At 44.6% G+C, this 23228-nt stretch carries 24 protein-coding genes; 11 read left to right on the top strand and 13 right to left on the bottom strand.

All coding sequences use genetic code 11. From position 1 onward, the window contains the following. Positions 1–41 precede the first annotated feature (41 nt). Both nhaC and MKY10_RS05205 read right to left on the bottom strand, forming a co-directional pair. Positions 42–1403, bottom strand: coding sequence for a Na+/H+ antiporter NhaC (gene nhaC, locus MKY10_RS05200; protein ID WP_046380889.1), 1362 nt, complete (start codon positions 1401–1403; stop codon positions 42–44). Positions 1404–1529: 126 nt separating this feature from the next. Further along, the gene (locus MKY10_RS05205) at positions 1530–2030 is read right to left on the bottom strand and encodes a universal stress protein (protein ID WP_048654850.1); all 501 of its coding nucleotides are present in this window, start codon (positions 2028–2030) and stop codon (positions 1530–1532) included. Positions 2031–2172: 142 nt separating this feature from the next. Here MKY10_RS05205 and MKY10_RS05210 point away from each other — a divergent pair, with 142 nt between their 5' ends. The 3 genes from MKY10_RS05210 (at position 2173) to bmrD (ending at position 6250) form a co-directional block, all read left to right on the top strand. Further along, positions 2173–2355 (top strand): hypothetical protein, encoded by a 183-nt coding sequence (locus MKY10_RS05210; RefSeq protein WP_041335668.1) that lies wholly within the window; start codon positions 2173–2175, stop codon positions 2353–2355. Between the two features lie 119 nt (positions 2356–2474). Beyond that, positions 2475–4232, top strand: a complete 1758-nt coding sequence (gene bmrC, locus MKY10_RS05215) for a multidrug ABC transporter ATP-binding protein BmrC (protein WP_003245157.1) — start codon at positions 2475–2477, stop codon at positions 4230–4232. After that, positions 4229–6250 carry a multidrug resistance ABC transporter ATP-binding protein/permease BmrD gene (gene bmrD, locus MKY10_RS05220; RefSeq protein WP_048654852.1) on the top strand — a complete coding sequence of 674 codons (2022 nt, stop codon included), beginning with the start codon at positions 4229–4231 and terminating at the stop codon, positions 6248–6250. The genes bmrC and bmrD overlap by 4 nt, the downstream gene beginning before the upstream one ends. Positions 6251–6298: 48 nt before the next feature. Here bmrD and MKY10_RS05225 read toward each other — a convergent pair whose 3' ends face one another. The 6 genes from MKY10_RS05225 to spaC form a co-directional block, all read right to left on the bottom strand. Then, on the bottom strand, positions 6299–6919 hold the full coding sequence (locus MKY10_RS05225) for an SDR family oxidoreductase (protein ID WP_048654853.1): 621 nt from the start codon (positions 6917–6919) through the stop codon (positions 6299–6301). A gap of 38 nt (positions 6920–6957) precedes the next feature. Then, the gene (locus MKY10_RS05230) at positions 6958–7083 is read right to left on the bottom strand and encodes a hypothetical protein (RefSeq protein ID WP_003245136.1); all 126 of its coding nucleotides are present in this window, start codon (positions 7081–7083) and stop codon (positions 6958–6960) included. Between the two features lie 104 nt (positions 7084–7187). After that, complete coding sequence (gene sspB, locus MKY10_RS05235) at positions 7188–7391, bottom strand: beta type acid-soluble spore protein SspB (protein ID WP_003233287.1); 204 nt, start codon at positions 7389–7391, stop codon at positions 7188–7190. A gap of 205 nt (positions 7392–7596) precedes the next feature. Next, positions 7597–7815, bottom strand: coding sequence for a YheE family protein (locus MKY10_RS05240; RefSeq protein WP_010886462.1), 219 nt, complete (start codon positions 7813–7815; stop codon positions 7597–7599). Between the two features lie 149 nt (positions 7816–7964). Then, complete coding sequence (gene yheD, locus MKY10_RS05245) at positions 7965–9326, bottom strand: spore coat associated protein YheD (RefSeq protein ID WP_003245015.1); 1362 nt, start codon at positions 9324–9326, stop codon at positions 7965–7967. Continuing rightward, the gene (gene spaC, locus MKY10_RS05250; protein WP_003245845.1) at positions 9316–10407 is read right to left on the bottom strand and encodes a spore coat associated protein SpaC; all 1092 of its coding nucleotides are present in this window, start codon (positions 10405–10407) and stop codon (positions 9316–9318) included. Before spaC ends, yheD begins: the two co-directional genes overlap by 11 nt. A gap of 266 nt (positions 10408–10673) precedes the next feature. On the opposite strand from spaC, the gene MKY10_RS05255 reads away from it, so the two are divergent. Next, positions 10674–11807, top strand: a complete 1134-nt coding sequence (locus tag MKY10_RS05255; protein ID WP_015252451.1) for a DUF445 domain-containing protein — start codon at positions 10674–10676, stop codon at positions 11805–11807. Between the two features lie 92 nt (positions 11808–11899). Then, positions 11900–12253 (top strand): YlbF family regulator, encoded by a 354-nt coding sequence (locus MKY10_RS05260; protein WP_003224239.1) that lies wholly within the window; start codon positions 11900–11902, stop codon positions 12251–12253. Between the two features lie 43 nt (positions 12254–12296). Here the strand turns inward: MKY10_RS05260 and MKY10_RS05265 are convergent, their stop codons facing one another. Further along, entirely contained in the window at positions 12297–13370 is a 1074-nt protein-coding gene (locus tag MKY10_RS05265; RefSeq protein WP_015252449.1) for a DNA alkylation repair protein, read from the bottom strand. 485 nt (positions 13371–13855) lie between these two features. On the opposite strand from MKY10_RS05265, the gene MKY10_RS05270 reads away from it, so the two are divergent. Together MKY10_RS05270 and MKY10_RS05275 are read left to right on the top strand one after the other, a co-directional pair. Next, positions 13856–14722 (top strand): Cof-type HAD-IIB family hydrolase, encoded by an 867-nt coding sequence (locus MKY10_RS05270; protein ID WP_003233277.1) that lies wholly within the window; start codon positions 13856–13858, stop codon positions 14720–14722. 111 nt (positions 14723–14833) lie between these two features. After that, entirely contained in the window at positions 14834–16339 is a 1506-nt protein-coding gene (locus tag MKY10_RS05275) for a coproporphyrinogen III oxidase (protein ID WP_014479327.1), read from the top strand. Positions 16340–16356: 17 nt separating this feature from the next. Here MKY10_RS05275 and khtU read toward each other — a convergent pair whose 3' ends face one another. The 3 genes from khtU to khtS form a co-directional block, all read right to left on the bottom strand. After that, complete coding sequence (khtU, locus tag MKY10_RS05280; protein WP_038428703.1) at positions 16357–17574, bottom strand: K(+)/H(+) antiporter subunit KhtU; 1218 nt, start codon at positions 17572–17574, stop codon at positions 16357–16359. A gap of 6 nt (positions 17575–17580) precedes the next feature. Beyond that, the gene (gene khtT / locus MKY10_RS05285) at positions 17581–18078 is read right to left on the bottom strand and encodes a K(+)/H(+) antiporter subunit KhtT (protein WP_003233269.1); all 498 of its coding nucleotides are present in this window, start codon (positions 18076–18078) and stop codon (positions 17581–17583) included. A gap of 63 nt (positions 18079–18141) precedes the next feature. Then, a complete protein-coding gene (khtS, locus tag MKY10_RS05290) occupies positions 18142–18480 on the bottom strand; it encodes a K(+)/H(+) antiporter modulator KhtS (protein ID WP_010886463.1) in 339 nt (112 codons plus the stop codon). 164 nt (positions 18481–18644) lie between these two features. Between khtS and MKY10_RS05295 the strand changes: the two genes are divergently transcribed. Beyond that, on the top strand, positions 18645–19412 hold the full coding sequence (locus MKY10_RS05295) for an enoyl-CoA hydratase (RefSeq protein ID WP_015252445.1): 768 nt from the start codon (positions 18645–18647) through the stop codon (positions 19410–19412). Positions 19413–19432: 20 nt separating this feature from the next. On the opposite strand, the gene MKY10_RS05300 is transcribed toward MKY10_RS05295, so the two are convergent. Then, positions 19433–19618, bottom strand: a complete 186-nt coding sequence (locus MKY10_RS05300) for a YhzD family protein (RefSeq protein WP_044052579.1) — start codon at positions 19616–19618, stop codon at positions 19433–19435. Between the two features lie 126 nt (positions 19619–19744). On the opposite strand from MKY10_RS05300, the gene MKY10_RS05305 reads away from it, so the two are divergent. The 3 genes from MKY10_RS05305 (at position 19745) to MKY10_RS05315 (ending at position 23226) form a co-directional block, all read left to right on the top strand. After that, positions 19745–20641 (top strand): ABC transporter ATP-binding protein, encoded by an 897-nt coding sequence (locus tag MKY10_RS05305; RefSeq protein WP_003233262.1) that lies wholly within the window; start codon positions 19745–19747, stop codon positions 20639–20641. Further along, positions 20634–21893: an ABC transporter permease gene (locus MKY10_RS05310; protein ID WP_003244912.1), complete on the top strand. Its 1260-nt coding sequence runs from the start codon at positions 20634–20636 to the stop codon at positions 21891–21893. The genes MKY10_RS05305 and MKY10_RS05310 overlap by 8 nt, the downstream gene beginning before the upstream one ends. A 106-nt stretch (positions 21894–21999) precedes the next feature. Continuing rightward, positions 22000–23226 carry an exonuclease SbcCD subunit D gene (locus MKY10_RS05315; RefSeq protein WP_015252444.1) on the top strand — a complete coding sequence of 409 codons (1227 nt, stop codon included), beginning with the start codon at positions 22000–22002 and terminating at the stop codon, positions 23224–23226. The last annotated feature ends 2 nt before the right edge of the window (positions 23227–23228 follow it).

Genomic DNA, 23228 nt, shown 5'->3' on the forward strand with positions numbered 1-23228 from the left:
TGAACGAAGAAAAGAGCCCGCTTTATACAGCGGAGCTCTTTTTATTTTTTAACAAATCCAATCAAAATGGAGATCATCGGCGATATATAGAGGAAGAACGTAAACGGGATGTAGTCTATGACTGGAACACCAAGTGCGCTCGCCATAAATGCGCCGCTGACGCCCCAAGGAATCAATGGGTTAATTAATGTTCCGCCGTCCTCTAATGATCTTGTCAGAAATTTTCGCTGGATGTTTTGTTTGTCATATAAGGATTTAAATGATTGTCCCGGTATTAATATCGATAAATACTGTTCGCCGGTTGCCAAGTTGACGCCGATGCTTGAGCAGACAGTTGCTGCAACAAGACGGCCTTTTGAGCGGATGCCTTTCATGACGCCTTCCAATAGTGCAGAAATCAATCCGATTTTCTCCATCAATCCGCCGAGTGCAAAAGCAATCATAATGAGAGAGACAGAGCCCATCATGGATTGCAGTCCGCCTCTGTTGATAATTTTAGCGGCTGCCTCATTGTCAGTTTCGAAAGTTGTGCCATTTTGCAAAGCTGTCATAAACGCCTGCAGGCTGCTGTCGGGTACAAAAATAGCAGTCAAAATTCCCGAGGAAATAATTCCGGCAGTCAGAACGGGGATTACTGATACCCGTTTCATTGCCAGCAAAACGACTAAGAGCGGAGAAAGAAGGGCCCACGGTGTCACGTTTGCAGCATCTTTTATTCCGGTTATGACCTGCTGAATATTATCGGTTGAAGCAGCGTCCGCTGACACTGATGAACCGAGAAAGTAAAACAGAACGACAGTGATGAGCAAAGCTGGAATGGTTGTGCCCATCATATGGCGAATGTGTTCAAAGATCGGTATTTCGCCTATTCCAGCTGCAAAGTTGGTTGTGTCCGACATCGGCGACATTTTATCCCCAAAACAAGCGCCGCATATGACTGCGCCTGCTGTCCATTCAAGCGGAACGCCAGCCGCGCTCGCTACGCCAATCAGCGCTACCCCGATTGTGCTTACAGTTGTCAGGCTTGAGCCAACAAGTGTGCTGATGATCATACATGAAAACAAAGCAGTCAACAGAAGGTGGCTTGGTTCAATAAAGGATAGGGCATAAACTGTCACAGTCGGTATTGCGCCGCTGTACATCCAGGCGCCGATTAAGATGCCGATCAGCGCTAGAACAATAATCGGCTGTACGCCGTTTTTGATCCCGTCTACAATCCCTTTTTCAATACTCTTCCAGGAAAATCCAAACCATAAAGCTGCTGCTGAAAGCATGACAACACTTAAAAACAGCGGGATATGAGGTTCTACATGAAGCAAGAATAAGCAAGAAATAATAATGCATAACATCAATATAAATAAACCGACGGCTAACGGAAACGTCAACTTTTTTTGAGAATCCAAAATAACACCCCATATTTATCTTTAATGCTTTTGTGCTTTTGGGCACGAAAGCATTATAACAGAAAAAAACGAAAATCTATGTTTTTTCACAATTATGAATATAAAAGAAGTGAGCACAGGGCGTGCTCACTTTACAATCAGGACGGGTATATCCGATTTCGCTGAAAGCTTTTCACTTACACTTCCGAATATTAGCTTTTTCAGCCTGTTTTGGTCTCTGCTTCCGGTTACGATCATATCGGCAGAAATGCGGTTTGCATGCTCGATAATTGATTCAGCCGGATCGCCTTCTAATATATCGATATCTCCACCTGCCTGCTGTTCATTAAGCATCATTCTGGCTTCGGCGATGACTTCTTCCGTACGGTCTTCATAGATCATTGTCTCAGGTGATGTTACATCCGATATCAGCGGATCAGGAACACTTGTCATGCCTCCGCTGATATAGCTTGCCTCAGCTGCGGGTCTGGGCGGGTCTATGACGGTCTGATTGTCTTTCATATCATGTGAATGGGCGACGGTAATAGCGGCATTTACGGTTTTAGCAAGATCAATGGCTGTCAGAAGCGCTTTCTTACTATTTTCACTTCCGTCAAACGCAACAATGATACGGTCAGCATGGAACATCCTTCTCACCCTTTCAAAGCGTCTTACAACACTACTACCCGAATTTGAGCACAATTAACCTTTTCCTATTCAAGTAATGATTGACAATAAAAGGTTTTGTTTATATGATGATAAAAAGATGAAATCAGAATGGAAGGAGGGTTTGCTATGCCAAGGAATTTGCGAGTTTATCAAACAGTTTCATATTGGCGCGGCAAACCTTTTGTTCTGTTTTCGTGAACGGTTTTTTAGGTCGGACCGCGCGCTGAAAAGCGCTGTGCGTAACATATCGGTTAAAAAAGGCATGGAGCTGACGCTTCATGCCTTTTTTATATACAAAATCTAAGGAAAGACAGGTGTATGGGATGTGAAGACAAATACAGAGGCGAGGGCTGTTCGTTCCAAACTGGATGAAAAAAGCTGCAAGGAAAAAATAGAAGGCGACTGATAAGGAGATGGGGATAGATGTTTTCAGTTTTGAAAAAGCTTGGCTGGTTTTTTAAGGCGTACTGGCTGCGCTATACGATTGCGATTGTCCTTTTATTAGCAGTCAATGTCATTGAAATGTTTCCGCCTAAGCTCTTGGGGAACGCCATAGATGATATGAAAGCAGGGGCATTTACTGCGGAAGGGCTGCTGTTTTATATCGGTATCTTTTTTGTGCTGACGGCGGCCGTGTATATCATGTCTTATTTTTGGATGCATCAGCTGTTTGGCGGAGCGAATCTGATGGAGAAAATTCTTCGTACGAAGCTGATGGGGCATTTGCTGACTATGTCGCCGCCGTTTTATGAAAAAAACCGGACAGGCGATTTAATGGCACGAGGGACAAATGATCTTCAGGCCGTCAGTTTAACGACAGGGTTTGGCATCTTGACGTTAGTCGATTCTACGATGTTTATGATGACGATCTTTTTGACGATGGGGTTTTTGATCAGCTGGAAGCTGACCTTCGCCGCCATTATCCCGCTTCCAGTCATGGCGATTGCAATCAGTCTATATGGAAGTAAAATTCATGAGCGGTTTACTGAGGCCCAAAACGCGTTCGGGGCGCTGAATGACAGAGTGCTGGAATCTGTTTCAGGCGTGCGGGTGATTCGCGCGTATGTTCAGGAAACAAACGATGTTCGCCGGTTTAATGAAATGACCGCTGATGTTTATCAGAAAAATATGAAAGTGGCTTTTATTGATTCACTGTTTGAGCCGACGGTGAAACTGCTTGTCGGCGCAAGCTATCTGATTGGGCTCGGCTACGGAGCGTTTCTTGTATTCCGGAACGAGCTGACGCTTGGAGAGTTAGTGTCCTTTAACGTTTATCTTGGCATGATGATTTGGCCGATGTTTGCAATCGGTGAACTCATTAACGTGATGCAGCGCGGCAATGCGTCATTAGACCGGGTAAATGAAACTCTTTCTTATGAAACGGATGTGACAGATCCAAAACAGCCCGCTGATCTTAAAGAGCCTGGAGATATCGTTTTCAGTCATGTCAGCTTTACATATCCAAGCTCAACAAGTGACAATCTTCAGGATATTTCATTTACGGTGCGAAAAGGGCAGACTGTCGGGATTGCCGGTAAAACCGGGAGCGGAAAAACGACAATTATTAAGCAGCTTTTGCGCCAGTACCCTCCAGGTGAAGGGAGCATTACATTTTCAGGCGTACCGATTCAGCAAATCCCTCTTGACCGGCTCCGCGGGTGGATCGGATATGTGCCGCAGGATCATTTACTGTTTTCACGGACTGTAAAAGAAAATATTTTATACGGAAAACAGGATGCAACTGATAAAGAGGTTCAGCAAGCGATTGCCGAAGCACATTTTGAAAAAGATTTGCACATGCTTCCGTCCGGTCTGGAGACAATGGTCGGTGAAAAAGGCGTGGCACTGTCAGGCGGGCAGAAACAAAGAATTTCGATTGCGAGAGCACTCATGGCGAATCCGGAAATCTTGATTCTGGATGATTCACTTTCCGCTGTAGATGCCAAAACAGAGGCTGCAATTATCAAGAACATCAGAGAAAACCGCAAAGGAAAAACGACATTTATTTTGACGCACCGATTATCCGCGGTAGAGCACGCTGACCTGATCCTTGTGATGGACGGCGGCGTCATTGCTGAGAGAGGCACGCATCAAGAACTGCTGGCCAATAATGGGTGGTATCGGGAACAATATGAAAGACAGCAGCTGTTCACGGCCGAAGAAGGGGGAGCAGGGGCATGAAAATAGGAAAAACGTTATGGAGATACGCACTCCTTTATCGAAAATTGCTGATCACGGCCGTCCTATTGCTAGCTGTCGCCGTCGGTGCAGAACTGACCGGGCCGTTTATCGGCAAGAAAATGATAGACGACCATATCCTCGGCATTGAGAAAACATGGTATGAAGCTGCGGAAAAAGATAAAAATGCCGTTCAGTTTCACGGCGTCTCATATGTCAGAGAGGACCGATTGCAGGAGCCTGTTTCAAAAGCAAAAGAAGCACATATTTATCAAGTGGGAATGGCGTTCTATTTTGTTGATCAGGCTGTCAGCTTCGACGGGAATAGAACGGTTTCTGACGGGAAGCTGACGATCACAAACGGAGACAAGAGCCGGACATATGCTGCCGAAAAGCTGACTAAGCAGGAACTTTTCCAGTTCTATCAGCCGGAAATAAAGGGAATGGTGTTACTGATCTGCCTGTATGGGGGCTTGCTTGTGTTTTCGGTATTCTTTCAATACGGACAGCATTATCTGCTGCAGATGAGCGCCAATCGGATTATTCAAAAGATGAGGCAGGACGTGTTTTCGCACATACAGAGAATGCCGATTCGCTATTTTGACAATCTTCCGGCCGGAAAAGTCGTTGCGCGGATTACCAATGATACGGAGGCTATTAGGGATTTATATGTCACAGTGCTTTCAACATTTGTGACAAGCGGAATCTATATGTTCGGGATATTCACGGCTTTGTTTCTGCTTGATGTGAAGCTTGCGTTTGTATGTCTGGCAATTGTGCCGATTATCTGGCTGTGGTCAGTCATATACCGGAGATATGCGTCATATTACAACCAAAAAATCCGCTCGATCAACAGTGACATTAACGCAAAAATGAATGAGTCAATTCAAGGCATGACCATTATTCAGGCTTTCCGCCATCAAAAGGAAACAATGAGAGAATTTGAGGAATTAAATGAATCACATTTTTATTTCCAAAACAGGATGCTGAATTTAAACTCCTTAATGTCCCATAATTTGGTCAATGTCATCCGCAATCTTGCGTTCGTCTGTCTGATCTGGCATTTTGGCGGTGCGAGCCTGAATGCGGCCGGGATTGTTTCTATCGGTGTACTGTACGCGTTTGTCGATTATTTGAACCGGTTATTTCAGCCGATCACAGGCATCGTCAATCAGTTTTCAAAGCTGGAGCTTGCAAGGGTCTCCGCCGGGCGTGTTTTTGAACTGCTTGAAGAAAAGAATACGGAAGAAGCGGGTGAACCGGCGAAGGAGCGCGCGCTGGGACGGGTTGAATTTCGTGATGTGTCATTTGCGTATCAAGAAGGTGAAGAGGTATTAAAGCATATTTCCTTTACTGCGCAAAAGGGCGAAACCGTAGCGCTCGTCGGCCATACCGGATCAGGAAAAAGCTCGATTTTGAATCTTCTGTTTCGTTTTTATGATGCGCAAAAAGGTGATGTCTTAATTGATGGAAAAAGCATTTACAACATGTCAAGACAGGAACTCAGATCCCATATGGGTATTGTGCTTCAGGACCCGTACTTATTCTCGGGCACAATCGGATCTAACGTAAGTCTGGATGACGAAAGAATGACTAAAGAAGAAATAAAAAATGCACTGCGGCAAGTCGGTGCTGAGCCTCTTCTTAAGAAGCTTCCGAAGGGCATTAATGAGCCCGTGATTGAAAAAGGCAGCACGCTATCCTCTGGAGAGCGGCAGTTAATTTCTTTCGCTAGAGCTTTGGCGTTTGATCCCGCGATCTTGATTTTAGATGAGGCAACGGCGCATATTGATACAGAGACAGAGGCCGTGATCCAGAAGGCGCTTGATGTCGTCAAACAAGGACGCACCACCTTCGTCATCGCTCACCGGCTTTCAACAATCAGAAATGCTGATCAGATTTTGGTTCTTGATAAAGGAGAAATTGTTGAGAGAGGGAACCACGAGGAACTGATGGCATTAGAAGGCCAATATTATCAAATGTATGAACTGCAAAAGGGACAGAAACATTCCATTGTATAACGCTCAAAAACCCAAAACAATCGTGTTTTGGGTTTTTGGTTTATGTAGTCAATAAGCCAGTCCGACACGGTTTCCGACATACTCACCTGTAACGAGCTCACGATATAAAAAGTCCGCAGTATCGCCGACCGAAATGCTTGTGCCGCCCTCAGGCAAAACGTTACGCTCCGTACGATAAACGCCGGTTGCTGTTCCGTCCGGGAGGTAAGTGGGGCAGATGATTGTCCAGTCTAATGATGATTCTTTAAGCATTTCGTATACTTTTGCATGCTCCTTGGCTGCGCGGGTCTGCTTTCGTTTCGATTCATTTGTTTCAAACCGGTATTTTCCCGGTTCATATCGAGAATCTAGGATCCCTGCGGTGCCGATCGTAATAAGCCGTTTGATGTGCTGTTCCTCCATAGCGGAGAGAATGTGTGCCATAGCAGTTGACAAGGTATCATCACCATCTGTGCCTAGACAGCTGATCACGATTTCAGCATTCTCCATTATTTTTTTCACATCATCTAAGCGGCGGGCGTTCCCCATGACGGTTCTGTCTTTTGAAAGGGGAAGATCAGCATGTTGAGATCTGATCAGAGCGAAAATATCAAATCTTTCATCTGCTGCAGCTTGTGTTAAAAAGGCTTGTCCGACGCGGCCGCTGGCTCCTAATAAAGCGATTTTCATCAAAAAACCTCCTCGCCTTTTATTATAAAAGGATGTTCTCAGTTTGAACAGCGCGGGAAAGAATACCTGTACAAATAAACAGAACGATGGGAAACATATTCATGAATCATGGATACACTTACGAATTGAACCAGCTCCCAATTCACAATGGTGATGAATGACACCCCGATTCCCTCCCTTTTTTTCTAGGATATGTGGAGCAGGAAAAAAGGGTGACAAAATAAAGAGAGCGCGGAAACCGCGCCCTCTATAGCCATATATTGAATTGTTATTGAACTCTGCCGCCCATTTGCTGCTGAGCGAAAGATACTAAACGTTTTGTGATTTCTCCTCCGACAGAACCGTTAGCGCGAGAAGTTGTGTCCGCTCCAAGGTTAACGCCGAATTCAGAAGCGATTTCAAGTTTCATTTGATCGATAGCCTGAGCTGCGCCAGGAACTAGTAAGTCATTTGATGAGTTTTGGTTAGCCATGTGTAAAATCTCCTTTTTATTTAGTATGGTTGGGTTAACTGGAGTTGCACCAATCTGTGAACCCTTCTCGGGTGTCACTGCCCCTCGGCGTAACCCAATGCTTGCCGGCTTGTTACTAGTATTATGTTAAAATGGCCGGAAACTCATGCGGAGAATTGTGTGGTAAATCTTGAGAAAGAAAAAAAGCTTAGCCGTTTAGGCTAAGCTAGTCATAAATATGAAAAAGCATCAGTTCATGTATCTCGTTTGTAAGAGCAGGCTCGTCAGCGCGGGCGGGAAACAAGTCTCCCCATTCAATTTCACCGCTCTTATGATAGATGCCTTCATAATGGGTCCCTTTATAATAAAATGAAATTTTCCATCCGGGCAGCTTTTCTTTTGGGAACAAAGGTTTCCAGCTGAAATGAGAAATCATTACGGCCACGCTCCTTACATTTGGTATCAATTGACCTAAATAAAAACGGCTTATGTTCATTGTATCATTGTTTCAGAACATCATTGAAGAGGCCTAAATATGCAGTTTGTCCCAGCTTTGGATAAAGATAAGCCCGCTTTATTAAAAAAGCGGACAGGTTACGAAGGCCACAATGCTTCAGGAGATGTGATTGCCTTCTCAGATAAATATGACGCGTATTCAAAACTTCTTCGTTTTGTAAGAGAATCAACATGATGCAAATTTGGATGAGAAAAAATGCTTCGGCCCGGGCGCGAATTCGCTTCAAACATCCATACTTTACCGTTCTGATCAATGCCAAAATCGAAACCAATCTCCCCGATAAACCCCTCGATATGATCATGAAGGACATGGCTTGCCGTCAGTGCCGCTGCAGAAAGCTTTTTTATGACCTCAACTCTTTCAGCGGGATCATCGTATACTTCCGCAAGTGTCTTTACAGTGCCGCCGTTAGAAAGATGTGTTGTAATGCTGTTCTTTCCGGAAATTTTTACGGCGATTGCTGTCACTGTCCATTTTCCTTTTCTGTTTTTATTGGTATGGACACGGAAATCCGCTGGTTTGCCTTGAAATTCGATGAGATCAACACCTTGCTGAATGAGAAAGTCGGACGGGTTGTGATGTTTTTGAAATTCTGCAAGGAATGAGGCGGCATCGGAATAATCAATCGAAGTAAATGTTTTGGCGTCATTTGTATGCTTTACCGTCAGGCCGCCATCTGTTCTTGTCAGCTGATAAATGCCGGTGCCGAGTGCTCCATTTGCCGGTTTGATATAGACTTTTTTGTATGCGCCACAGAGCTCATCAATCAGCTCCACAGACGGTGTCAGCTCGGATCTAGGCAAAAAGGGTGCCGTTCTTGGATCTTTTTCGAGCAATTGATGAACGTTCCATTTATTGAAAAACGTTTTATTAAACCATGGGATCTGATATTCATCGATCAGCCTCTTTTTTGTATGTTGCAAGAGAAGTGAATCTTCAATTTTTCGGTTCGGCAAACGGTCATAAACGACGTTCGGCAATGGAACGATTTTTTTCTCCCAGCCGTTTTCCCTGTAAAGGAGGCCTTCAATCGTGCCTTCCTCCCAATTGATTTGGTGCGCGCCAAAAACGAAGCAGTAGCCCCCGGCTTGCTCGTGTAACGTGACAAGCTTAGAAAAAAAGAGGGAACGATCCTTAAATGGGCGTTCAAGAGATACAGTAAACCCTGCCGTAAAGATGCCGACTAACGGCCCGATATGCACTGTATGATCATGAATCAGTATATCTGCCCTGCTTCGGTGGGGAAGCAAAAGCTCATGAAACAGATTTTCAGAGAGAAGCACGGTTTGTTCCAGATGCCGTCTGTAAGCAACGTGGCATCTGACAACCTTCGTTCCGAATGCAGCATGCAAAAGTCCGTCTTGCTTCAGCGAAGAGGGCAGAAACAGGGTGTTTTCACTGGTTTTGTCTATGCCGATCAAAAACCGTTTAGGATTCACGCGGAAGAACTCCTTTCTGGCTTTGCTCAGAAAACAGATATTGGCAGCGCTTTAGGGGACAAGTGTACAGCTGTTCTTTTTGCTCGGGAGAGACACGCAGGATTGACTTTCTGCCTGGTTTGGAATTGATATCTAAAATCCAAATTCTCCCGTCCTTAGCAAGACATATATCAAGACCGAGTTCAAACAACGGCCCATAGCGCTCGTCAAGATAATACGGAACCGATTGGGTAATCGAAAACACATCATCTAGTAAGACCACTTGCTGTTTTTTCGGTATATCTTCAAACCAGGAGTCAAATGTCAGCGCATCAGATCCGCCTGACAAATTGGCCAGCAGCCCGTGTTTGTATCCGCGTCTTACTGCCTTTCCGACTGTATTCCATTCACCTGCTTCGTTTTTTTCCATAAACAGACGAATATCACAAGGGTATTGTTCCTTATCTTGAATGTTTAAGTAAGGCTGAAGCAAATATTGATGCTGAAGCACTTTTTTGCACCATGTTTTAAAAGAAGTCTGGTTGGAAAACGTTTTTGTCTGCTTATCCTTTCCGATGTGATAAGTAGCAGTGATGTTTTTCTTGCCCAGCTTCAAAAGAATCACGCCTCTGCCTCCCGCGCCAAATGCCGGTTTAAGGATGCAGGCTTTTTCTTTGGATAAAAAGGAGTGAATTTGTTCGTAGCGGCTCACCTTTATCGTTTCGGGAATATAGGGATTGATTACAGAGTGCTGCTGCAAATCGTGAAGGACGGTCCACTTATCGGGAAGACCCCGCCCGATAAATTCCGTTTTCGGATATTTTTTGAGCCACTCAACGATTGGTTTTGCTTTTTGGGAATGTGAATCCTTGCCGTAAAAACAGCGATCATAAATATAATCTGGAATCGCCATTTCAGTTTCGTTCCATGTGCTGCTGGCCGAATGATAGACCGATGCTTTGACACGCAAAGTGTCAGGTGAAATATCAAATGGTGTAAACCGGATGAAACGTATGCCGAATTCGGGTGCTCTTTTGGCCAGTTCTGCGGAATAATCCGCTTCATGCTGGCGGGATAAGGACATAAAACCGAGTGTTATCATGGTGAGACTCCCCCTTTTATTCAAAAGCTGCCGGCGGGTGTCCGCAGCTTTACACTAAATACATGTAAGACGAACGCAGCTGACGGTATTCTACTTTACAGAATACGATTCTCCACCTTGCCCTATTCCAAAAGAACAAGCTGATTTTCTAAGAACAGGAATTTGTCTCCTCGTTTGCTAAGTGATTGCATGAGCCTCTATAATACGTATAGGTACATAATCTATATGAAAAAAGCTGAAGCACAGATGGAGGAAGATGAATAGGAATGGGTATTGCAGGAACCTTTATTTTTATGATCGTGATCGGCGCTGCCATTGGGGCGGTGACCAATCATTTAGCAATTCAAATGCTGTTTAGGCCGTATAAAGCGTACTATTTGTTTGGGAAGCGAGTTCCTTTTACGCCCGGGCTGATTCCAAGACGGCGAGATGAACTTGCAAAACAAATGGGACTGATGGTAGTCAATCATCTCTTAACCCCTGAAGGCATTAAAAAGCGGCTCGTCTCTGATGCAGCCAAAACGCAGGCTCTTCGCGTGGGGGAACAGCTGATTCAAAAGCTGTCACTTTCTGAAGTGACAGTAAAAGAAGCGCTTGAAAAAGCCGGGATGAAGCGCCCAGAAAAAGCTGCTGATGCATGGATCAGCAGCTGGACCGATGATAAGCTGAATGAGCTTTTCCGCCAATACGGGGATCAATCGTTAAAAGAGCTGGTGCCTATAGAGGTGCAGGAAAAGCTTGAGGAAAAAATTCCGATGATTTCAGGATATATATTGTCACGGAGTGTCCGTTATTTTGAAAGTGATGAAGGAAAAATCCGTCTTGGCAATATGATTGATGACTTTTTAAAAGAGCGCGGCATGCTTGGAAGCATGGTGCAAATGTTTCTTGGCAATTCAAGCCTTGCGGATCGCGTGCTGCCGGAGCTGCTGAAATTCTTGCGCAATGAGGAAACAAATAAATTGCTTTCTGATCTCTTAAAAAACGAATGGGGCAAGCTGAGGGAGTATACGTTTAATGAAGCAGATGAAAAATGGAATGCAAAGGCTCTCATTTTCAGTTTGAAACGAAGAGTGCTGCAAGCATTTTCGACTGCCCCTTTCTTCGACAATACGATTGGCACGCTTACCGTCCGCTATGAATCTGAGCTGACCCAGCAAATGCTGCCGGCACTGTTAGACAAATTGCTTGAAGGGATTTCGTCCAACCTTGAAAGTGCCTTAAAACGGTTGCATCTTGAGGAAATCGTCAAGGAGCAGGTGGATCAGTTCCCGGTGGAGCGTCTTGAAGAAATGGTGCTGTCCATTTCAAAAAAAGAATTTAAAATGATTACCTATTTGGGGGGGCTTCTCGGCGGAATTATAGGCGCGATTCAAGCATTGTTTGTCATCCTTTTTTAAGAAGAAATGGGTTTTGATTAATGAAAGGAGCTCCATAGTCTGTTATAGTGGAGTGGTATGTCAAACGGCAATGATGAAAGGAGCTATTTACAATGGCTGTTAATTTTTATGATGTAGCATATGATCTGGAAAATGCATTACGCGGGAGCGAAGAGTTCACCCGTTTAAAAAACCTTTACGACGAAGTTAACGCAGATGAATCAGCGAAGCGCATGTTCGAAAACTTCCGTGATGTACAGCTTAGACTCCAGCAAAAACAAATGGCAGGAGAAGAGATTACACAAGAAGAAGTGACGCAGGCTCAAAAAACAGTTGCGCTTGTACAGCAGCACGAAAAAATTTCTCAGCTGATGGAAGCGGAGCAGCGCATGAGCATGCTGATTGGTGAATTGAACAAAATCATTATGAAGCCTTTAGAAGAGCTTTACGGCAGTGTTGAAGGCTAATAAGCAAAATCCCTTCTTGGATAAGAAGGGATTTTTTATTCATTCAGCAAACTTGGAAATCCAATGAATCTTTTACCTCTCCATTGATGATCACTGATAATGTATGAATTCCTTTGTAATGCTTTCTGGTGGTTAAATCCTTAAAGGATTGGATTCTTGTGTATGATTTCGTTTCGTTTTTTCGTATATTTGTTTCTGTTATTTTAAATACTTTCTGATGACGCTGGCCTCTTGCTTTTACAAAATCAATTGCGTACTCAATTCTTACTTTTTGATCCCTGTCTGAATGAATATAGAAAGAAAATTCAAGGCTTTCGCCAATAACTATACGTTTGGGCTGGCATGTTAAATCATGTAGTTGTATCGAATCAGCATTTTCATAACCAAAAAGCGCTAAGGCCTGTTTATCACCCTTTTTTAATAAGGTCCGATAGGCGTGTTTGATAATCCAGTCTGTATGGGGATGTGTTCCGTACCATTGATCTGCGACTTTTCTCAGTAAATGAGGATGCGTTTTTGATATATCATTAAGGTTGTTGGCCACGCTTTTTCTTACATATAAGGACTCGTCCTGCATCAGCTTTTCAAGGATCGGCAATACGGGGGAAGGGTCCGATTTCAAAGCCGGTATCGATTTTCCCCATGGCAGGCGGGGCCTGCTGCCTTCGCTCGCAAGTCTTCTCACGTGTTCATTTTTATGCTCAGACCATGCAAGCAATTGTGCAATCATCTTTTCTTGATCTAACAGCAAAAAAGGCCTTACAGCAAATTCTGAGGTCGAATATTGCGTAAAGTATTCCAATGCCTTTATTGATTCTTCCCAATGCGCTAACCCGTACTGTTCCACATAATCTGGAAATAAAATTCCGCTGAGTCCTTTAAAATGAGGGGCTGTATCCCGTAAAATTGTGAGCGCTTCAACGTATTGTTTTGGCAAAGTTTCGTATAAAGAAACTGTCACGCGGCGCATCCGCTCTTTTAAAGTGAGTTCAGGCCAGTCCTCCAGCCGTAATGTATCCAAGAATCTGTTTTTGTTAAAATCAGGATAGGATGACCTTACATGATGGATCAACTGAGATATCAGTTCTTCATTATATATTTCTTTTAAATCAGCCATATAAACACCGCTTTTTCGTTTATTATTTATATTGTATGGGAATGTACGTTCTGGATCAAGTGTATAGTCCTAAAAATTAACAACTGATCCTACCACGGATATACAAAAGTTGGTTACTTTTTTTAGTTAAAAAAACCCTTGTCATCGGAAAAGAAAACTGAGATAATAACATTGAAAGCGCCTACACTTACCTATTTCAAATGGATACGGTCGCATATCATGCCGTTATATAGAGGGGATAAGCAACAGAGAGTAAGTGTTCGGAGCGCATCATTGGTCAAACAAGGGGTTCCTGATACATGATTTTTCGTAAATCGAAATAACGATATTAGGGAGAATGGCTGCTTCGATCGTATCCTATCAACAAGCCATACATAAAGTCTGCTGAGCCAGGCTTTTTTTGCTTTAAGAAAAGGTTGTTCTAAACACAGAGACAGGGTCATATCCTATACACAAGTACAGTCATCAAGGAGGGGGACATCTCTGTGTCAAAACAATTGCTTGCCTTAAATATAGATGGAGCGCTGCTTCGGTCGAACGGGAAGATTCATCAGGCAACGAAAGACGCGATTGAATATGTAAAGAAAAAAGGGATTTACGTCACACTTGTGACCAACCGTCATTTTCGCTCAGCACAGAAAATAGCGAAATCGCTAAAGCTTGATGCCAAGCTGATCACCCATAGCGGGGCATATATCGCTGAGAAAATTGACGCCCCGTTTTTTGAAAAAAGAATTTCTGATGATCATACCTTTAACATTGTTCAAGTGCTGGAGAGCTATCAATGTAATATTCGGCTTCTTCACGAAAAGTATTCCATCGGAAACAAGAAAAAGGTGAATTCGAATTTATTGGGTAAAGCACTCATTCATCCGTCTGACCCGATCTTTTATCCAGTCCAGTTCGTTGAATCATTAAGCGATCTCCTCATGGATGAGCCGGTGAGTGCACCCGTCATCGAGGTGTACACGGAGCACGACATTCAGCATGACATTACAGAAACGATTACAAAAGCCTTCCCTGCAGTGGATGTGATTCGCGTAAACGATGAGAAGCTGAATATCGTCCCGAAAGGTGTCTCGAAGGAAGCGGGTTTGGCCCTCGTCGCTTCAGAGCTGGGCCTGAGTATGGATGATGTCGTGGCCATTGGGCATCAGTATGACGATCTGCCGATGATCGAACTTGCCGGTCTTGGGGTAGCGATGGGGAATGCCGTTCCGGAAATTAAGAGAAAGGCAGATTGGGTTACAAGGTCCAATGACGAGCAAGGTGTCGCTTATATGATGAAGGAATATTTCCGAATGCAGCAGCGAAAAGGATTTCTTGATAAGTTCCACATGAAACGTGTGTAAAAAAGCCGCTCGCGCCCTGACAGGTGCGGCGGCTTTTTTGCCGGATTGATTTTAGCAGTTTATTTCTGTACACTAAAGAAAGTTTTGAATCTGATAAATTAGGTGATGAAATTGCAAATTAAAATAGAAGGCATACATGATGACCGCCTGCATCGGCCTCTGCAAAATATTGCAAATTTGTTTTATGAAGAGTGCGAGCTTGCGTATGGCGGAGAGGAGCCCGCAGATTTTGTCATTTCTTTAGCGTTGTCACAAACGGATGAGCATGTGACGGTTTCGGGAGAAGTGAAGGGTACTGGCATAAAGGAACAGCATACAAAATTCTTTTCTCCCGGCATGAATGAAAAAGAAGCTTTTAAGCAAGTGAAAAACACAATTTCTTATGTGTATCTCAATCTTCTTCAGGCGCATACGGGCATTACGCAGAAGTGGGGAATCCTCACAGGAATCCGGCCCACAAAGCTGCTTCATAAAAAACTGCAAAGCGGAATGTCCAAGGAGCAAGCGCATGCTGAGTTGAAAAAAGACTATTTAATTCATGATGAAAAAATCATGCTAATGCAGGAAATTGTTGACCGTCAGCTGGCGGCAGTTCCGGATTTGTACCGAGTAAAGGATGAAGTCAGCATTTATATCGGCATTCCGTTCTGCCCGACAAAATGCGCGTATTGCACATTCCCTGCGTACGCTATCCAAGGACAGGCGGGCAGAGTCGGCTCATTCCTATGGGGACTGCATTACGAAATGCAGAAAATCGGTGAATGGCTGAAGGAGCATGATGTTAAGGTTACAACCATTTACTTTGGCGGCGGGACGCCGACAAGCATTACAGCGGAGGAGATGGATCTGCTGTATGAAGAAATGGTCCGCTCCTTCCCGGATGTGAAAAACATTCGTGAGATTACGGTGGAGGCCGGTCGTCCTGACACGATTACAGAAGAAAAACTCGCCGTTTTAAACAAATATGACATTGATCGGATCAGCATCAATCCGCAATCCTACGAAAACGAAACGCTAAAGGCGATCGGGCGGCACCATACGGTTGAAGAGACCATTGAGAAATATCATCTGTCACGCCAGCATGGCATGAATAATATCAACATGGACTTGATTATTGGTTTGCCTGGGGAAGGCGTGAAGGAGTTCAGGCACAGTCTTTCAGAAACAGAAAAACTGATGCCGGAATCCCTTACCGTTCATACTCTTTCATTTAAACGGGCGTCAGAAATGACGAGAAACAAGCATAAGTACAAAGTTGCCGGCAGGGAAGAGGTTTCTCAAATGATGGAAGACGCGGTAGCCTGGACGAAAGAGCATGGGTACGTGCCTTATTATTTATACCGCCAGAAAAACATTCTTGGAAACCTTGAAAACGTCGGATACTCTTTGCCGGGACAAGAAAGCATCTACAACATTATGATTATGGAAGAGGTCCAGACGATTATCGGAATCGGCTGCGGCGCTGCTAGTAAATTTATTGATCGGGATACAGGGAAAATCACGCATTTTGCGAATCCGAAAGATCCGAAATCGTACAATGAGCGCTTCGAGCACTACACGGACGAAAAAATCAAATATTTAGAGCAGATTTTTGAAAAAACGACAAAGCAGCACTGATTACAGTGCTGCTTTTTTTATCCCTGTTTTTTTGCGGGCTGAACCTCAGGCTTCCATTTAAATACCTTGTTCAGCAAGCGGTAAATTCGTTTTGATTCCTTTGTGACAAGCGGTCCCAAAATCGCCAGAATGAGGACATATAATGCGGCAAACGGCTTTAATGTGGCTGACAGTCCGCCGGCTATTCCGAGATTCGCAACGATAATCGAAAATTCTCCCCGCGATACGATCGTCAGCCCGATATTCGATGAAGCCTTATGAGAAAGCCCTGCGCGTCGTCCTGCCACCATTCCGGCGATAAAATTTCCCAGAATGGTCAAAATCACTGCACCCAACGCAAGCCAAACCGCTTCACCAAGCGAAAACGGATCGATACTGAGGCCGAAGCTGAAAAAGAACATCGCACCGAAGAAGTCGCGAAACGGAACAACGAGGTGTTCAATCCTATCGGAATGCTCTGTTTCTGAAAAGACCAAACCGAGCAGCAGCGCGCCGATTGCTTCTGCTACATGAATCGTCTCTGAAAACCCGGCGATAAAAAAGAGTGCTGCGAAAATGACGATAATAAACACTTCGTTTGAGCGAATGTCCAACAGTTTGTTCAACAGCGGCGGGAGTTTTCTTGCTGCGATAAAAAACAGCAGCATATAACCGAAGGCGATCAAAATGGACAAGAGTGCACTCCCTACGGATGTCGCATCACCTAGCACAAGCCCGGAAACAACGGACAGATATACGGCAAGGAAAATATCTTCAAACATGATGATGCCGAGAATCAATTCGGTTTCCGGATTGGCGGTTCTTTTTAAATCAACGAGCACTTTTGCGACAATCGCACTTGACGAGATTGTGATCACGCCTGCGAGGATGAGGACTTCCAGAAAGGAAAATCCGGTGATAAACCCGTAAAGCAGTCCGAGGCTGAAGTTAATCAAAATATAAATCGTCCCGCCGACCGCGATTGATTTTCCTGATTTGATTAACTTCCCGACAGAGAATTCGAGTCCGAGATAGAAGAGGAGGAACAGTACGCCCATTCGCCCGAAAAACTCGATGATTTCACTGCTTTGAATAAATGTTAGATCAATAATCCCCATTTTCGGCGCGTGCGGTCCAACAAGCATTCCCAGCACAATCAGAAACGGAATAATCGAAAATTTAATTTTATTGGCGATCACACTGGCGATTGCCACAAGGACAAGTGCAGTTCCGACTTCAAATACAAGATGGTCCATCGGGGCTCACACGCCCTCTCCAGAAAGAAAATCGTGAATCAGTTTCTTCAGATGCTTTCTCTCACCTGAGAGGACAAGGGTGTCATTTTCTTCAATAATCGAATCGGCTCCGGGATTTAGGAGCTTTTCCTGGTTGTGTTTGATAATGGCAATCACAGTGACATCGTAATTCTGGCGGACATCAAGCTCTCCGAGTGTGCGCCCGATCGATTTGGCGCCTTTTTCGACCTTAAACCATTCAATAATAAGATCGCTGAAGGCCATTTCGATGGACTCCAGAGCTTGCGGTTTATAGACCATGCCTCCAAGAATAGCTGCAATTTGCCTTGCTTCAGAATCATCCAATGAAATATTTGAAAGAAGCTCATCCGGGTCCCGGTCATTAAACCGGTAAATTTCCCTTCTTCCGTCATCATGAATGATAATCGTCATTTTTTCGTGGCTTCTTGTTTCGATTTCAAACTTTTTGCCGATGCCCGGCAGATCGTTTTCTTTAATATTCAATGAAAATCCCTCCGAATGTAGTGTTGGCAGTATGGGGTGAGTTACAAATAAAACTTGAGCAAATTATATTCGGAGGTAGTTAGACTGGTATTTGACAGGGACGGCCAAAGCCTTTTCCAGCCTGTTTATCAGCGGTTCGTCAAGTGGTTTGACAGAGAGCTGCCTGACAGACTGCGCCAGCGGGCTGTACTCTTTGATCAGCTCAGCCGGGTGCATGCTGCCCGGCGATGGCGTTTTTGCCGATTGTGTTTCCTGCGGATATGAAGACATAGGCACATAGCTGTCAGTGCTTGCTTCAAACTGGGAAGGCAGAACCACGTCCGAAGGGGGAAAGTACACCATAAATAAACTTAACAGAAAACTGATCAGCAATTTATCCATGTTCCTTTCCTCCCTTCTCATCAAGATATCCCTTCTTTTTCACTATATAAAACTTTATGTTTCCATTCAAACAATATGCATTTTTCGGTATCTATTGACCTTGAAAAATAAAAAGGTTTATTTGGGGATGGCGGGGAATGTATAGGAGAAAGAAAAAAGTAAGCGTATACATGGAGGTGCTTTTAATGGAGTTTGTTCAATATGCATGTAATGGGGCCGTTGCAGAGATTATCCTGAATCGGCCTGATGCCCATCACGCCCTGAATGAACAGATGCTGTCTGAATTGAAGGAGGCAGTCGAAATGGCGGCTGCAAGCGAGGCGCTCATCGTTCTCCTGAGAGGAAGCGGGAAAGGCTTTTCGGCCGGCGGTGATATCAGGATGATGATGTCAGAGCATGACCCTGACCAATTTAAACGGCTGATGGATACGATTGAGGCTGTCACCCTGAATTTATATCAGATGAAGAAAGTGACAATTGCAGCCATTCATGGTGCTGCTGCGGGACTGGGCCTGAGTTTGGCGCTTTGTGCGGACATTGTGCTCGCTGAAAAAAACGCCGTTCTCGCGATGAATTTTATCGGCATTGGGCTTGTTCCGGACGGCGGAGGACATTATTTGCTGAAGAAAAGAATCGGTGAAGCAAAAGCGAAAAAACTGATTTGGAGCGGAAAAAAACTATCTGCCTCGGAAGCTGCCGATATGGGGCTTCTTGATGGGACATTTGCCGGAGACCCTGCCGAAGGCGCAAGACCCATTATCGAAACCCTGTTGGCCTCCCCTCTTTTGGCGATGATCGAAACGAAAGGTATTTTTCAAAGCCTCCAAATTGAAGAACTGAAAAAAGTGCTATCCCTTGAGCGCAGCGCCCAAGAGAGAATGAGAAGGACCAAGGATCACCAAGAAGGAATCCGTGCCTTTTTAGAAAAACGGGAGCCGAAGTTTCAAGCGTAACAGATCAGCCGGAAAGCTGATCATCTGTGAAACAAAATCAGCTTTCCGGCTGCATTGACTAAACGATGAGTATGACTATGAAGCTCTTTTTCTTTTAAGAGGGCTTCACCATGCGTTTTTGCCGCTTCTTCATGTTCTGCCTCGAATTGCTCGTTTACCAGCGTGTTCCCCGAAAGATCAAATACGGTAAGGAAATAATCAGCCATCAGGTTTCTCCTCCATTTTAAGGTTTATCAGTCTTTCTTCATTTATATTCTAAAAAGGAAATCAAAATCCTTTATTATGCTTTATCCAAAATTAGTATATAATGGGTCAGGGAAGGAGGAGATTCAGTGCTTACAATTGATCACGTAACGAAGACATTTGGAGATTATAAAGCCGTTGACGGATTGGACTTAGATATTCCGGAACAGCAAATGTTCGGTCTATTAGGCGCAAACGGAGCGGGAAAAACAACAACGTTTCGCATGATCCTAGGATTATTAAGCATTACGGAGGGCTCAATCAGCTGGAAGGGCCGTCCTGTGAATTATCATATCAGCAACAAAATCGGTTATTTGCCGGAAGAGCGGGGCCTTTATCCGAAAATGAAGGTAAGGGATCAGCTCGTCTATCTTGCCAGATTAAAAGGGATGGAGAAGCGAGAGGCTGTAAAAGAGCTCGGGACATGGCTTGAACGCTTCAATATTACAGATTACGAGAATAAGAAGGTGGAAGAGCTTTCGAAGGGGAATCAGCAGAAAATCCAATTCATTTCGGCAGTTTTGCATAAGCCGGAGCTCCTGATTCTTGATGAACCATTCAGCGGCTTGGACCCTGTCAATGTTGAGCTGCTAAAAGAGGCCGTGATCTCGCTGAAAAACAGCGGTGTTTCTATTTTATTTTCAAGCCATCGGATGGAACATGTGGAGGAGCTTTGTGAGAACCTTTGCATATTGCAGAAAGGAAAACCGGTTGTACAAGGCAAGCTGAAGGAGATCAAGCGTTCTTTCGGTAAAAAGAATGTTACCATTCACTCCGATGACGATCTGCGCTTTTTGCAGTCCCATGAAGGCATTCTTCAATGGAAGGAAACGGCAGACGGCGTCAAGCTGCAGATTGCCAATGAAGACATTTCTCAAGAGATTTTTGCGATGCTCCAAGGAAAAGGGTTTATCAGAAAGTTTGAGCTTGAAGAGCCGTCACTGCATGATATTTTTATAGAAAAGGTGGGGGCCGTCTATGAATAAATTTTGGATCATGCTTTCTCATACATACAAAAATAAGATTATGGCAAAATCCTTTATTATTTCGACTGTCATCACGGTGCTGCTTGTTTTAGTTGTAACGAATTTGGAGTCGATCATTTCTTTGTTTCAAGGTGACGATGCGAAAGAAAAAATCGCCGTTGTTGATGAAACAAACGAATTATATCCGGTTTTTTCTAAGCAGCTGAAAGCGGTGGATACAGACGGCGATCTTGATGTGAAGCTGTCGAAGCAATCGGAGGATGAGGTCACAAAGCAAGTCAAAGATGAATCACTCGATGGCATGCTCATCATCAAACGAGATGAAAAAGGGACCATTTCAGGAACATATAAAGCGTTAACGATTTCTGATGAAAGCACGTATCAAACACTGCAGCAGGCGCTGACGCAAACCAAAACAGCTGTCGGAACAGCGGAGCTCGGCGTGTCGCAGGAAACGATTAGCAGCCTTTATGCGCCTGTTACTGTGGGGCAGAAGGCGCTGAAAGAAGGGGCAAAGTCTGAGGAAGAGCTTGGCCAGACGGTAGGGCTTGTTTACATTATGCTGTTCGTCATTTATTTCTCGGTGATTATGTATGCCAGCATGATAGCGATGGAGGTCGCAACCGAAAAATCTTCGCGAGTTATGGAAATCCTGATCTCAAGTATGCCGCCGATCCAGCAAATGTTTGCAAAGCTGCTTGGTATCGGGCTTGTCGGGATCACACAGCTTGCTATTATTATAGGTGCCGGCTCTCTGTCGCTTAAGCTGAACCAAAAGAGCGAAACGGCTTCATCTGTCGGCGGATTCCTTAATTTGACCGACGTATCTGCAACCACTGTCATCTATGCTGTCATTTTCTTTTTGCTCGGATACTTTTTGTACGCGACACTTGCCGCGTTTCTCGGCAGTGTCGTCAGCAGAATAGAGGACGTGCAGCAAACGATCACGCCGATGACGCTTTTAGTTGTCGCCGGTTTTATGATCGCGATGTTCGGTTTGAATGCGCCTGACGCAGGATTTATTACGGTAACTTCGTTTATTCCGTTCTTTACGCCAATGATTATGTTCCTGCGCGTTGGCATGCTTGATATTCCGTTCTGGCAGGCGGCTGTCGGAATCGGAATCACACTGCTCACCATTGTCATACTGGCCGTTATCGGCGCCAGAATTTATAAAGGCGGTGTATTAATTTACGGCAATTCAAGCGCGTTCAAAGCGATCAAACAAGCGCTACGTTTAGCGAAAAACTGATTGGAAAACAGCCTGGGGATTCTCAGGCTGTTTCTTTATTGACAGAACGTGCATTCGCAAGAATTCGGTGCTAAAATAAGGGTACTTCATCCTGGAAAGGAGCAGAATGTTGACTGAACTAACCTTTATTCATGCGGCAGATCTTCATCTTGACAGCCCGTTTTACGGGATATCGCATCTGCCGGAGCCGATTTTTGCCCGGATTAAAGAAAGCACGTTTGCAAGCGTGAGACATATGATAGACGCTGCAGTGAGAGAGCACGTTGATTTCATTTTGCTGGCGGGAGATCTGTTTGATGAAGCCAATCGAAGCTTAAAGGCTCAGCTCTTTTTGAAAAAACAGTTTGAAAGACTCAGAGAGTGCGGGATTTCGGTATACGTCATCTTTGGGAATCACGATCATCTTGGCGGGGAGTGGACGCCGATTGAATGGCCTGAGAATGTCCATATTTTTTCGTCCGCTGTTCCAGAAGAAAAATCGTTTTTTAAAGAAGGCAGGCGCATAGCAAGCATTTACGGCTTCAGCTATCAAGCCAGAGCAGTGACGGAAAACCAAGCCGCCCGCTATCGGAGATCAACTGACGCACCGTTTCATATCGGCATGCTCCACGGCACGCTGTCAGGATCTGAAGGACACGATCCGTATTGCCCGTTTACACATGACGACCTCGTGAAAAGCGGGATGGATTATTGGGCGCTTGGCCATATACATAAACGCCAGGTTCTATCTGCCGAGCATCCGGCAGTCATTTACCCGGGAAACACGCAAGCACGCCATATAAAGGAGACGGGAGATAAAGGCTATTATCTCGTTCATGTGACAAACGGAGATATATCTTATGAATTTCAGAGAGCGCATGATGTCCTGTGGGAAAAAGCGGCGGTTGATGTGACGGAGGCAAAGAATATGACAGCCCTCTTCCAAATGGTGGAGGACACGTTTTCGAAGCTGCGGAAAAAGGGGAGCCCTGTTTGTGTAAGGCTTGTTTTACAAGGGACGGCGCCGGAATGGCTGCTGGAGGCGCCAAAAGGCACCTTGGATGAGTTTCTTGAAGCTCTTCAGGAACAAGAAGCGGAAGAGGAACATTTCGTTTGGCCTCTTAGATTGGACGATGAGACAGAAAACGAAGCAAACCTAACAAACCTTGATCCTTTTTTTGGCGGTTTATTTGAAGACATTGATCGCAGCGATCTGTCAGACGTGCTGGAAGGGCTTGAGCGGCATCCAGTGTATAGAAGGCACGCGGACCGGTTTAGCCAAGAGGAGGTAAAGGAAATAAAAGAGCAGGCACAGATAATATTGAAAAGACAGCTTAAGGTGCTTGATACATGAGG

Origin of the sequence: Bacillus sp. FSL P4-0290, from assembly GCF_037975435.1 — a bacterium.
Lineage (GTDB): Bacteria > Bacillota > Bacilli > Bacillales > Bacillaceae > Bacillus > Bacillus subtilis.